Source organism: Polyangium sorediatum (assembly GCF_029946465.1).
GTDB lineage: Bacteria > Myxococcota_A > Polyangia > Polyangiales > Polyangiaceae > Polyangium > Polyangium fumosum.
Genome location: NZ_JARZHI010000008.1, coordinates 209,444 through 221,337 on the forward strand (window position 1 = coordinate 209,444; position 11,894 = coordinate 221,337).

The window sequence follows — 11,894 nt, forward strand, 5'->3', positions numbered from 1 at the left end:
CCATGTCCTTCCTGAAAAACTGGACCGCGAAGCCCACCGCCGCCGCGCCGGCCACGCAAGACGCCCGCCTCCTGCCGGAGAGCGTGCCCCTCCAGCTCGCGCCAATCCTCGCCGCGCTCGGCCAGGTCCTCGCGGAGATCGAGCCAGCCGCGCTGGACGTCGACGTCGCGCGGGCCAAACTCGCAGACCTCTGCCGCGACCTCGCGATCGAGCCCGTCGATCCGCTGGAGCTCGACCCCGTGGCCGCAGGGCTCGATCGAGGCGCAATCGAGCGGCTCGCGCTCCTCGTGCTCGTGCTCGAACGGCGCATGATCCCCGAATCCACGCTAAAACGTATCTTCGAGGGACGCGCGCGCACCGCAGCACGCGAAGGCCTCTTCGACGTCGCGCGCGGCACCAGCCTCGTGACGCTCGACCTGCTCCGCGGAAGCCCCCTGCGCCGCGAGGAGCTCGCGCGCAGGCTCGTCCTCGGTCTCGGCGCGTCCGTCGCGGGGGAGAGCCTCGCCGAGGCGCGCGCGGCGCTCGAGCGGCTCGATTACGGCCGGCTGATGGCCGAGGCGGAGCGGGCACGGCGGGCGGCGGGGAAGGGGTGAGCCTCTCTGAAGCGGTTTCGCTGGGGCGTTGCCCCAGGCCCCAGGAGGGGGCTGTCCGCCCCCTCCACCCCGGACCAGCGAGGCGCTGGACCCAGGGTCGATGAACTGCGCGATGCGCAGTTCATCGAACAGCCAGTGGCAAGACCGGCGACGATCCTGTCCACGGAGGCCGCGGCGCTGCAGGTTCAGCCGGCCACGTTCGTGTCGCCAGGTTGGAACCCACCTCGATGGTCTTGCCACCGGCCCGTTGGAAGAACTGCGCGGAGCGCAGTTCTTCCACCTCGGTCCAGGCCGTGCCTGGTCCGGGTCGAGGGGCGGACAGCCCCCGCGGGGTCCGGGGCAGCGCCCCGGCGCGACGCGCCACGCCCCTCTTACCCCTTGACATCCTCCCCATCCTCGTCCTCGCCGCCCTCGTCTTCCGCGCTGCTCCCGCCCTTCGATCGGTAAAGCTTGTCGAGCTTGAACGCCTCCGCCATCGCCGGGTTCCCGAGCCGCTTCGACGCGGCGATCGCGGCCCGCCGCGCTCTTCGCACGAGCTGCACGATGATCCCGTCGAGCAGGTCGAGGGTCTCCGTCTCCACCGGTGTCCCGCGCACGCCCACGTCTTCCTGATCGGCTTTTCGTAGCGCCGTGATCGACGCCTCGATCTCCACGAGCGCCTCGGGCCCGCCTTGATCCGCTGCCACCGCCGCCACCACCGGGTGCTTCAATGTGTCGCCGAGCAGCGCGAGCTGTTGCGCCAAGGGCTCTGCCTTTTTCGCCGCCGACCGCGTCTGCCGAAGCGCCGCCGAGACCGTCGCCGCGGCCTCCTCGGACTCCCCACTCGCTTCCAGGTCCTCCTTGACCCCCGCGAGCACCGCGCGCGTGTTGATGCGCGCTGTCGTCGCCTGGTTGCAGGCCTTCACGTAGGCCTCCCCGGTCACCTTCTTTTTGCCTTTCGCCGCTTCCCGCCCCACGCCTGCGTGGATCAGCCCGTCGCGCGCGCCTCCGAGCTCCGCCGCGTGCTTTGCGCCGAAGCCCGACGTCTTGAGCAGCGGCGCGAACGTTTCGTAAGCGGCCAGCGTCTGGTGGGCCTGATCGAGCGTGTCCTGCGAGCCGAACTGCTCGCCCAATCGAAGGAGCGTGAGCCGGCGTGTTTTCGGAATCATTTCGAGATTCGTAGGCATGCGGCGTAGCGTAACGAACCTCCGGCCGTCAGGAAACCACCTGCGCCTGTCCGTTCGTCGCCTCGTCCTGTCCCGAAACGACCGCTGCGCGCCGCAGCGCCGCCTGCGCCCGTCACGGCATCGCCGCTGTACGTCGCGAAGCGACCGCTGTACGCCACGAAGCGACCGCTGGAACTCGCGAAGCGACCGCTGTACGTCACGAAGCGACCGCTGTAGCTCGCGAACCGACCGCTGTAGCTCGCGGCGTGACGACTGGAACGCGCAGAGCGACCGCTGCGCCTACCGCGACAGGAGCCCCTGGCTCTCCAGCGCCGTCCGCACCGCCCCTGCGATCTCCACCGCGAAGGGGCCTTCGCCATGCACCCCGATCGCGTCGAAGCGGCTCGTCCTCGCGAGACGCAGCGCGTTCTCCGCGGCGGCTGCGGCGCTCTCGATCCTCGCGCCCGGCTCGCCCTCCGGGATCAGGTTCCCGTCTGCGTGGTAGCCCCGATCCGCGTACGCCTCCCGCAGATAATCGAGCCCGCCCGTGCGCACGTAGTCGAGCATCGGGCCCTCGAACGGGCCGATCACCGGCACGTCCATCGAGAGCCCCTCGAACGCGCCGTCGAGGATCGCGTCCGCCACGTGCCGGTTCGCCGTCGCCGCGAGCAGGAGCGCGTCCGTCGCCTTCACCGCGAAGATCCGCGCGCCTTGCCACTCGGCCACGCGCAGCATCGCGATACACTGATCGCGCACCGCGCTTCGCACGTCCTCCGGCTCCACGGAAGGCCCGATCGGTCCTCCGTGCGCGGGGAACGAGACGAGCGCGACGATCTTCGCCCACGACTCCTTCGCCTGCTGAATCGCGCGCTTGATCGACCGCTCGTCGACGCCGGGGCCTCCGCAGGTGATGCTCGCCATCGTGGCGAACTTGTAGAGCTCCCGTGGCTCGTCCTGTCGAAGGCCCACGGGGATGTTGAGGCTGACCGCGCGCATGAGGACGACCATCGTAACGCAGGGCGCCGCCGCCTGGGTAGTCTCATCGAAGCGCCCGCCGCGCCCGCCGCGTGGGTGCTTGACGCCGCCGGGCCGGCGTGGTTTCCGCGGTCGATGCTCTCGAGCGGCGCCCGCGCCCGTGCCCTCGTCCTCGGCGCCACGGGGCACATCGGTCAAGCGATGGTGCGCGAGCTGCTCGCGTGCGGCTACCACGTCACCGCCGCCACGCGTCGGAAGAGCCCCGCGAACCTCGCCGGCCTCGACGTCGATCTCGCCGTCGGCGACGCCGACGCGCCAGGCCAGATCGACGCGTGGGCCCGCGGACACGACGTCCTCGTCGACGCCGCAGCGCCCTATCCGGTGAACCGGTTCGCCCCGCAATCCTCGGCCGAACGGGATCCGCTCCGGTATGCTGTGACGCGCACCCGCGCGGTCCTCGACGCCGCCTTCCGCAGCGGCGCGCGCCTCGTGTACATCGGCTCGTTCACGACCCTGCCGCGGAAGGAAGGGGGCCTCGCCGCGCTCGAGACGAGCTTTCGCCGGCAGAGCCATCCTTACTTCGCCGTCAAGGCGCACATGGAGGGGATGGTCCTCGATGCCGCGCGCCACGGCCTGCCCGCCGTCCTCGCCAATCCCACGGCCTTCCTCGGCCCCTGGGACGACAAACCCACGGAGCTCGCGCTCGTCCCGCAGCTCCTCGCAGGCGCCGTCCCGGCCACGGTGCGGCGGGTCGTGAACATCGTCGACGTTCGCGACGCGGCCGCGGCGATCCGCGGCGCGCTCGAGGCCGAGGCATTCGGCGCGCCCCTGCCGATCACGGGCCACGACGTCCCGACGGACGTGCTCGCCGCGCGCATTTGCGAGCTCGCGGGCGTGAGGCCGCCGTTTTTGCGCGCCTCGGCCCGGCTCTCCGCCACGGGGGCTTTTTGGATGGAGGCGGCGCTCTCGCTCGGCGGCCGGCCTTCGCCGCTCCCGTCGCTCGCGCTCCTGCTCGTGCTCGACGCGTACGCCATGGGCGCCCCGAGCACCACGATGCGCTTCGGGGAAGGCGTCCGCCCGCTTGACGAAACGTTGCGTGATGCGATTGCGTGGTACCGCTCGCAGCGGCGCGCCTGATCGGCCGCGCGCCGTCGTCGTGCTGTTTCCAAAGCGAGGCGGATGGGCATAGACTCGGGCAAACGCGGTTTTTCCGGGTGGATCCGCAAACGGAGGAGGTCGTCCCCATGGGTCGAATCGAGGGCAAGGTGGCGCTCGTCACGGGCGCCACGGGCGGGATTGGCAGAGCAACGATCGACAAGTTCGTACGGGAGGGAGCGCGGGTCTTCGCGTTCGCTCGCCAGGAAGCGCCGCTGCGCGACGCCGTGGCGCAACACGGCGCGTCCGTCGCCATGGCGACCGGCGACGTCACCGAGGAGGCGGACGTGGCGCGCGCGGTCGCGGCGTGCCTCGACGCATTCGGGCGGCTCGACATCGTCTTCGCCAATGCCGGCGTCGAGGGCGTGGTCAAGCCGATCACCGACATCACGGCGGAGGAGCTCGACGAGGTCTATCGGGTGAACGTGCGCGGGACGTTCTTCACGCTGAAGCACAGCGCCCCGCCGATGGTGAAGCAGGGCAAGGGCAGCATCATCGTGAACTCGTCGATCCTCGGGCTCTCGGGGATGGCCGGGCTCAGCGCGTACGCGATGAGCAAACACGCGGTGACCGGCCTCATGCGCTCGGCCGCGCTCGAGCTCGCGCCCGTCGGCGTGCGCGTCAACTCGATTCACCCCGCCGCCGTCGACAACCGCATGATGCGCTCGATCGAGCGATTGGCGGCCCCGGACGCGCCGAACTCCGTGAAGGACAAGTTCACGAGCATGATCCCCCTCGGTCGTTATGGCACGAACGAGGAGATCGCCGACCTCGTGCTTTTCCTCGGCAGCGACGAGTCCTCGTTCTGCAGCGGCTCCACGTTCGCGGCCGACGGGGCGTTCGGCGCCCTTTGAGCGCCGGCGCGCCCCGCCTTCGTCAGGGCTCCACGAAATCGGCCTTCTGCCAGGCCTTCGCGAGGATCAGGATCACCCCGTCGAGCGCCTTCGCGTAATCCTCGGGCGTCGCCCCGAAGGACGCCGAGGGGTCCGGCGCGAAGAAGGCGACCTTTGCCTCCGGCGCGAACGCCTTCGCCGAGCCGCCGGCCGTGGCCGCAGCGGTCGCGAGCTGCTGGAGCGCCGCCTCCGCGTACGGGCGGAGCCGGCTCTCCTTGGGGATACGTCGATCCACTTCGACGGTGAGGGAGGTGAGCTCCCCGGCGCGCGCCGCCGCTTCGTCGGGCCCGGCCTCGGCGCGAATCGCGTCGAGGGTCCGGACGATCTCGGCCTTGCCTCGCTCCCAGCGCGTCGGCCCCTGGTCCTCCCATTCTCCGCTCAGGATCGTCTCGACGACCATCTGGGGATCGATCGTCGCGAGCACCTGCGCGCGGTTCGGCTGCGACAGGGCCCCCCCCATCGAGGTGGCGATGTCCCGCGCGCGCGGCCCGATTTGCCGCGGCACCCCGGCGTCCACGTCGGCGAGCATTTCCATGCCGAGGCTCGGCGATTCGAGGAGGGACGCGAGCAGTTGTTCCTGGGGCGGGATGATCCACTGCGTGCAGCCCGCGCGCATCGCGAGGTTTCGGCCGAGGTGCTGCCGCATCGCGACGCGGGCCCAGAAGGGCCGCACGGGCTCGATGACGTACACCTCGGCCGGGCCGCTCACGTCCACGGCCTTCCAGGAGAGCCCCAGCGTCTTCACGATGGGCTGGCTCGGATATTCGTGCAGCCGGATCTCCAGGGGCCGCTCGAACTCGTCGAGCTCGAACACGTTCTCGAGCACGCGCTCGATGAGGACGACGCTCTGGTAGCAGGCGGCGATCGGATCCTGGGCGTCGCGGAATTGTTTCAAGGTGAGGATGTCGAGCGAAGCCCTCATCACGAGGGGCCCGAGCGCGAGGGCGCGCGCCATTTCGAGCTCCGTGCGCAGCTCGTTCGCCGTCGACACCTTCCGCTTGTGTTCCTGCTGCAGGAGGTGCGGGAGGCTCTCGTTCAGGAGGAACGAGCTCGTCGGGGCGGGCGGCGTCGTTGCGCCCTGGATGATTTCGATGACCGGCTGCTGCTCGGCCTTCTGGCCATACCCGACCGCGGGGAGCACCTCGGCCACGACGGTGAGCAGGGGCTGCGGCGTCTTCGGCGAGGGCCCGGCGTGGTCCATCCATCGATCGGGCGGGCTCGCGAGGGTGGCGGGCAAGGTGGGAATGCCGCTCACCTCGGAGGCCGAGATCGCGGCCGTGGCGCGATTCGCGTAGGAGAAGATCGGGATCATCGCCCCGCCGCGCAGCTCGCCGTTGAAATACCAGAGCACCGGCAGGAGGATCTCGACGTCGCGGTCCGTCCAGACGCCCACGTTGTTCGTCTCGGATCCGACCTCGTCGACGCTCGACACCATCATGTACACGTGCGTGCCCCAGGCGTCGATTTGATACCCGGTGCCCTGGAGCATCCCGTTGAGGTAAGCGTCGCAGAAGGCCTGGAGTTTTCCCCGGTCGGCGAGCATCGGGAGCACGCGGAGCGTCGCGTCCGGGAAATAAAAGGGCCCCGGGATGGGGTCGACCGGGACGCCTCGCGCGGTGTTGAAGAGCGGGATGGGCTCCGGGTCCGGCGCCGTGAGCGAATCGGGCACCCAGCCGTCGCTCTTCCAGCCGCCCGAGAAGGGCGTGCGCCACGCGAGCACCTCGCCCCAGGGGTATTTCACGTCGAAATCGAGCCAGAACGGGAACACGGGCTCGAGCACGTCCACCGGCTCGCCGTGTGGGCCACGCGTGGGCGCGCCCGAGACCTGGAGCCCGAGCGTGTCGACGAGGGGGAAATCCGAATACCCGTGGATGTGGACGCGATATCCGCCCGTGATGTCGCCGAGCAGGAGGTGGCTGTTGCCGAAGAAGCCGACCTGGTTCATGCCGTCGATGAGGAGCTTCGTCGTGACGAACCCCTGGTAATCGGCGAGGTGTGGCTTCGTGGCGCTCGGGAACTGCTTGAGGTTGAGCGCAGTCCAATACGGGTTCGAGGTGTAGAGCCCGACGATGAGCTGCGCGAGCTGCTGGGCCATTTTTACGGCATTCGCGGCCGTCGCGCCGGGCTGCTTGTGCAGGATCCCCATTCCGTAGAGGATGTCGAGGCAACTCGACATCCAGCGGCTCGCGCTGTTCACGACGTTCTGCGCCGCGGCCCAGGGGTAGAACGCTTGCGTGAGGTCCGGGGGGCACTCGAACGGCGTGAGCGGCGGCGCCTGCACGAATTCGAGGAGCGTGCGCTCTTCGAGCTTCTCGCCCGCGTACGTCCGCGGAAAGAGCTGCGCGGCGACCTTGGCGAGGAGCTGCGGGGCCATGGGGTCGTCGACCCACCCGCTCAGGGTCGGCACGAGATACCCGGGGGATTTCGGCCACCCGTAGACCTCACGCCCCGTCGTCATCGAGAGCGGGTTGTTCACGAAGATGTACGGCGTGAGGTAGATCCAGTCCTTGAAGACGAGGTTCGACCCTTGCTCCTCGTACCACGCGAGCGGGATCGTGAAATTGATCTCGTGCTGCGCGATCCAGCCGAGGTTCGCGGCGTCGATCGACATCTTGCCGTAATGCACGAGCTGGAGGTACACGTACGGCAGGAACACCCGGAACTGGCCGACCTTGTCCGGGGCGATGTGGTTGAGGTACTGGTCGACGAACCGCTGCACCCGCTCCATGTCGGCGAGGAGCGGGAAGACCCGCATCGTCACCCCCTTGAATGAAAAAGGAGGGATGAGCTGCATCGCGGGATACAGGCCCCGCGCCACGTTGAAGGGCGGTTTTGCCATGGTTCGTCTCCGGGATGTTGTCGTCTTGCCGCGCCCGCTCGTCAAGCCCGCTCGATGACCCAGCGGGGGAGGGCCTCGAGGAACCGTTTGTCCTTGGAGTCCGGCAGCGCGCCGAACAGGAGGGAAAACTCGTGCGAGGCCGCGCCCGCGAGCCCCTGCGCGACCTCACGCGCGTACTCGATGCACCCGTAATGGTCCATCCGCTCGCGCACCCAGGTGATCTCCTCGCGGGTGCGCTCGGCGCGCGGGAGCGCGAGCAGGCGGCCGAGGCGCGCGCGCTCCTCCGCCGTCCCCGCCTCGAAGAGGCGGATCAGCATCATCGTGCGTTTGCCCTCGTGGATGTCGCCGCCGAGCTCCTTGCCGTAATCGTTCTCGTCGCCGGTCAGGTTCAAAAGATCGTCCTGGATCTGGAAGGCCGCGCCGAGGAAAAAGCCGAACCGGATGAACGAGTCGGGATCGACCGAGTCGAACGTGGCGATCATCGCGCCGACGCGGATCGGGTGGATCATCCCGAGCCAGCACGTCTTTTTGAGGACCATTTCGAGGTAATCGGATTCGCGTACGCTCGTCGAGTTTTCGTGGCGCCAGCCGAGCTCCATGGCCTGCCCTTCGGCCGACTCCGAGGCCATCCGCTCGGTCTCTTCGAGGATACGCAGCGCGAGGCGCGGGCCGAGGGTCCGGAAGTTCACGAGCAGCGGGCGGAGGCCCAGGAGCCCGAGCATGTCGCCGACGTTGATGGCGATGGGGACGCCGTGCGTCGTGTGCAGCGTGGGTTTGCCCCGGCGGCGCTCGCTCTCGTCCTCGATGTCGTCGTGGACGAGCATGGCGTTGTGCAAGAGCTCGATGGACGCGGCCGTGTCGAGGGCGTCCTCGGGCGGGCAGCCAAAGGCGCGGGCCGTGGCGATGCAGAGGCTCGGCCGGAAGCCACGGCCGCCGCGCTGCGGATACTCCGCCACGAGGTCGTAGAGCCAGCGCCGCGGCTCGCGCGTCGGGATGTATTGAAAGAGCCGCGAGCGCGCGGCCGCACCGTATTCTTGCAAGACGGCGGGGACGATCTCGGCGAGCATGGCGTCCTCGGCCTTCGTCAGGCCTTCAAGGTGACGGTCACGCGACCGACGGGGGAGCGGCTCGCCTCGTCGATCACCACGCCGCTGTACGTGCCGGCGGGCTGCTCGGGCGGGATTTGCAGCGTGATCCCGATGGCGCCGTCATTCGACAAGCGGACCCCTTCGAGCGGCGGCGCGCCCTCGACGTCGAGCGCGGCGAGCGCCGGGGCGACGAGGGGTTTTCCGGCGGCGCCGGGCCCGAGGTGGAGGCGCACCTCAGCGGCGCGGCCGAGGTGCACGTCGAAGCGCAATGCAATGCCCGCTTCCCGCGCCGAAGGCTCGAGCGGCGGGCGCAGAGGGGGCGCGGGGGCCGCGGGACCCGGCCCGCGGCTGGCCCACGGCGGGGCGCGGGGCCCCTCGAACGGCGGCGGCTCGTAGCGCTCGCGCGGCGGCGGCGCATGCGCGCCTTGCGGAGGCGGCTCGTAGCGCTCGGGCGGCGGCGGCTCGTATCGGCCGTACGGGGGCGGGGGCTCGGGCCTTCCATAGGGCGGCGGCGGCTCGTATCGGTTTTGCGGCGCATAGGCCGCGCGCGGATCGTAGCCGCCGTAGGGCGGTGCATACGGCGATTGCGGCGCGCGTCCCTGAGGCATGAAGCCCATGGGGCCGGCGAAATCGAACATCATGCCAAGGGCGTCCGACCAGTACCGCATCGCCCTGCGCGCCATGTCGCCATACGAGAGCGGCCCGACCTCGTTCCACGAGCCGCCGAATCCACGCGCCGCGTCCCTGCCGCGGCGCATGTATTCGTCGTACACGCGATACGCCGTGGACACGCCCGTTTCGAGCGAAGGGCGGCCGTTCGGCATCGAAGAACCATTCGGCGCGGGGCTGGGTTCGGGGCGGCGCTCCGGCGGGGAGCGAAACATCAAGGGCACGTCCCGAATGGGCTGCGTGCGCGCGGGAGGATCCCGCCGCAGTCGGTCGTGCACGGGCGCGTCGTGGGGGGGAGGGCGATCATGCGGATTCCATTGGCTCATGGGTGATCGTATCCGATGATTTCGTCGAGGGGAGGGTGATGGCTGATGGCGTGCGCGGCGAGCAGCCCCGACATCACGGCCGACTCGACGCAGCCCGTATCGAGCCCGGAGCGCGTCCAGTCGCCGGCGATGGTCAGGTTGTCGAAGGTCATGTCGAGCGGCGAGATGCGGTACTTGATGCTCCCGGGCATCGAGAGGACGTACCGATCCGAAGGATTCACGTTGGCGGTCCAGAACTGCGAATCGAACCGCGCCGGGCCCGTGCTCCGCGGCGCGCCGGAGCGCGCCTCCTCGGGGTCGACGAGCAGATCCCAGCGGAATTCGCCCGGCCTGCGGACGGCCGCGGGCCAGAGCCAGCCCACGTCCCAATCGAGGAAACGCACGATGTTGTCGCGCACGTAGGCGCGCGCGATGCCCGGCAGATCCGGGCCCTCGGGCGCGACGTCCGGCAAGACGCTGCAAAAATACGCAATGGACCGGACCGGCTCCTCGAAGCTCTCCACGCGCTCGAGGTGTGTCATGTCCGCCCACGTATCGAACGGCTCGACGAACCCCGAGAGGTTCACCGGCGCGGGGCGGTACCAGCCGAGCTCCCGCGCGTCTGCCCGGAGCCACACCTGGAACGCCTGCGTCGCGACGCTTTTCACGTTCTGTACCATCGCGCGCCACGACGGCGCCCGCTCGACGAGCTCGGGGGCGACGTGCGGAATGGCGCCGATGCTCACGCCGAGCACGACGAAATCGAAATCGTCGCCCACGCGTACCGTCTTTTCACGCGCGCGACGCGTCTCCCAGTGCGATTCGAAGGCCCAGCCCTCGCGCTCCAGGCGCTCGCCGTCCACGAGCTGCCGGGGGTCGGCCTTCGCGGGCCAGCAGGGCAGCCCCTTGACGTCGACGAGCGGCGCGTACTCGCCGCCGCCCACGATCTCGGCCTGTACGTCGAATTCGAGCGCCGTGACGTGCGCCGGCCCCGCCTCGGGTGGCGCGAGTTTCACGTTGCGCAGGCGGTGGAAAAACTCGAAATGCGCGCCCCGCTGCTTCAAGACCTCGTACATCGGGGCGAACACGATGTCGCCCATGCCGGCCTGCATGCGGAAAAACAGCGATCCGCGGTACGTGAAAAACATCCGGAGCGCGCCGCGGAGCGCGACGCCCGCCGCGAGGGCCGGGCGCCGCACGTCGCCCTCCTCGTACGCGAACGCGAGATCGTAGAGCGCGCGGATGAACCCGGAGTCGAGCGAGCGCTCGGACGCGCCATTTCGGCGCAGCCAATCCGTCCATTCGTACTCGTTGATCGCGTCGAACCCATCCGGGTGGAACGCGAGCCCGTACCGGAGCGAGCCTCGCACGATGCAGAGGATGAGCTCGACGACCTCCCACACGCGCCGCAGCCCCATGTCCCCGCCGACGATCGCGTCGAGCTCCCGCCGCACGACCACGCCGATCGCGTCGAGGAGCCGCAGGAGCGTCGCCTGCACGCTGTCCCGCGGCGACAGGGCGAACAACGATTGCAGCGCCGTGCGCAGGAGGTCCACGGCCTCGAACACCGCCGCCGTCGTGGCGAGCTGTCCGTACCGCAGGATCCGCTCGATCATCCCGAGCACGTCGCCCGGCGACGCCGCGGCGCGGCGCGCGCCCTCGGAGGCGGGCCAGCCAGGCGCAGGGCGCCCCGCATTCGCCGAACGCAAGAGTTCGGGGACGAGCGCGAGCGCCTTCTCCAGGTATCCCGCGACGCTGAAGGGGTTGCGCTCCTCCAGCGGATCGCCGGGCATGCCCTTGCCAGGCGGGAAATGGGCGACCCAGGGCTCCCACGCGCCGCTCGGCAGGCGATCGGTCACGCCAACGACGGGCGCGGGCGCGAACGCGTCCTCGAACGTCGCGATGGGGCAGGCGCGCGGATTCCGCCCGAGCTCGGCATAACACGAGCGCATCAGGCGGAACGCATTCTCGTAAAACCCCATCCAGAGGTGCAGCCCGTGCTCCTCGATGCGGCCCGACGGCCCGCGGCCCGAGGCGCCTTTGCCGCCGAGCCGGAAGCCCATCTGGTAGACCGTGACGTCGTAGAGGCCGCGATGCTCGGGCCGCGTCAGCTCGAAGGCGGCCGCCATCGATGCGCACCCGCCTCCGATGATTGCCACCCGAATGGGGCGTCCGGGAACGTGCATGTCCGTTATGGACAATGCAGCAGGTCTCTTCCTTCTTCAAGGACGA

Annotated in this window: 9 protein-coding genes; 3 read left to right on the forward strand and 6 right to left on the reverse strand. The window is 69.8% G+C overall.

Annotation, left to right across the window (positions count from 1 at the left end):
- Nucleotides 1-2 precede the first annotated feature (2 nt).
- Nucleotides 3-593 carry a hypothetical protein gene (locus QHF89_RS12825; RefSeq protein WP_136968634.1) on the forward strand — a complete coding sequence of 197 codons (591 nt, stop codon included), beginning with the start codon at nt 3-5 and terminating at the stop codon, nt 591-593.
- Nucleotides 594-964: 371 nt separating this feature from the next.
- On the opposite strand, the gene QHF89_RS12830 is transcribed toward QHF89_RS12825, so the two are convergent.
- The gene (locus QHF89_RS12830; protein WP_136968635.1) at nt 965-1,741 is read right to left on the reverse strand and encodes a hypothetical protein; all 777 of its coding nucleotides are present in this window, start codon (nt 1,739-1,741) and stop codon (nt 965-967) included.
- 297 nt (nt 1,742-2,038) lie between these two features.
- The gene (locus tag QHF89_RS12835; protein ID WP_284720424.1) at nt 2,039-2,734 is read right to left on the reverse strand and encodes a LamB/YcsF family protein; all 696 of its coding nucleotides are present in this window, start codon (nt 2,732-2,734) and stop codon (nt 2,039-2,041) included.
- Between the two features lie 114 nt (nt 2,735-2,848).
- Between QHF89_RS12835 and QHF89_RS12840 the strand changes: the two genes are divergently transcribed.
- A complete protein-coding gene (locus QHF89_RS12840; RefSeq protein ID WP_136968637.1) occupies nt 2,849-3,850 on the forward strand; it encodes an NAD-dependent epimerase/dehydratase family protein in 1,002 nt (333 codons plus the stop codon).
- 107 nt (nt 3,851-3,957) lie between these two features.
- Nucleotides 3,958-4,722: an SDR family NAD(P)-dependent oxidoreductase gene (locus QHF89_RS12845; protein WP_136968638.1), complete on the forward strand. Its 765-nt coding sequence runs from the start codon at nt 3,958-3,960 to the stop codon at nt 4,720-4,722.
- Nucleotides 4,723-4,744: 22 nt separating this feature from the next.
- On the opposite strand, the gene QHF89_RS12850 is transcribed toward QHF89_RS12845, so the two are convergent.
- The 4 genes from QHF89_RS12850 to QHF89_RS12865 all read right to left on the reverse strand — a co-directional run bounded on the left by QHF89_RS12850 (nt 4,745) and on the right by QHF89_RS12865 (nt 11,848).
- Nucleotides 4,745-7,600: an acetoacetate decarboxylase family protein gene (locus tag QHF89_RS12850; protein WP_136968639.1), complete on the reverse strand. Its 2,856-nt coding sequence runs from the start codon at nt 7,598-7,600 to the stop codon at nt 4,745-4,747.
- Between the two features lie 41 nt (nt 7,601-7,641).
- The gene (locus tag QHF89_RS12855) at nt 7,642-8,667 is read right to left on the reverse strand and encodes a polyprenyl synthetase family protein (RefSeq protein ID WP_136968640.1); all 1,026 of its coding nucleotides are present in this window, start codon (nt 8,665-8,667) and stop codon (nt 7,642-7,644) included.
- 17 nt (nt 8,668-8,684) lie between these two features.
- On the reverse strand, nt 8,685-9,512 hold the full coding sequence (locus tag QHF89_RS12860; protein ID WP_136968641.1) for a hypothetical protein: 828 nt from the start codon (nt 9,510-9,512) through the stop codon (nt 8,685-8,687).
- 167 nt (nt 9,513-9,679) lie between these two features.
- Nucleotides 9,680-11,848 carry an FAD-dependent oxidoreductase gene (locus tag QHF89_RS12865; RefSeq protein WP_136968642.1) on the reverse strand — a complete coding sequence of 723 codons (2,169 nt, stop codon included), beginning with the start codon at nt 11,846-11,848 and terminating at the stop codon, nt 9,680-9,682.
- Nucleotides 11,849-11,894 lie beyond the last annotated feature (46 nt).

Excerpts from the sequence above, each read along its gene's own strand:
- QHF89_RS12825 (WP_136968634.1), top strand. The coding sequence starts at position 3 with ATGTCCTTCCTGAAAAACTGGACCGCGAAGCCCACCGCCGCCGCGCCG.
- QHF89_RS12830 (WP_136968635.1), bottom strand. The coding sequence starts at position 1,741 with ATGATTCCGAAAACACGCCGGCTCACGCTCCTTCGATTGGGCGAGCAG.
- QHF89_RS12835 (WP_284720424.1), bottom strand. The coding sequence starts at position 2,734 with ATGCGCGCGGTCAGCCTCAACATCCCCGTGGGCCTTCGACAGGACGAG.
- QHF89_RS12840 (WP_136968637.1), top strand. The coding sequence starts at position 2,849 with ATGCTCTCGAGCGGCGCCCGCGCCCGTGCCCTCGTCCTCGGCGCCACG.
- QHF89_RS12845 (WP_136968638.1), top strand. The coding sequence starts at position 3,958 with ATGGGTCGAATCGAGGGCAAGGTGGCGCTCGTCACGGGCGCCACGGGC.
- QHF89_RS12850 (WP_136968639.1), bottom strand. The coding sequence starts at position 7,600 with ATGGCAAAACCGCCCTTCAACGTGGCGCGGGGCCTGTATCCCGCGATG.
- QHF89_RS12855 (WP_136968640.1), bottom strand. The coding sequence starts at position 8,667 with ATGCTCGCCGAGATCGTCCCCGCCGTCTTGCAAGAATACGGTGCGGCC.
- QHF89_RS12860 (WP_136968641.1), bottom strand. The coding sequence starts at position 9,512 with ATGCCGAACGGCCGCCCTTCGCTCGAAACGGGCGTGTCCACGGCGTAT.
- QHF89_RS12865 (WP_136968642.1), bottom strand. The coding sequence starts at position 11,848 with ATGCACGTTCCCGGACGCCCCATTCGGGTGGCAATCATCGGAGGCGGG.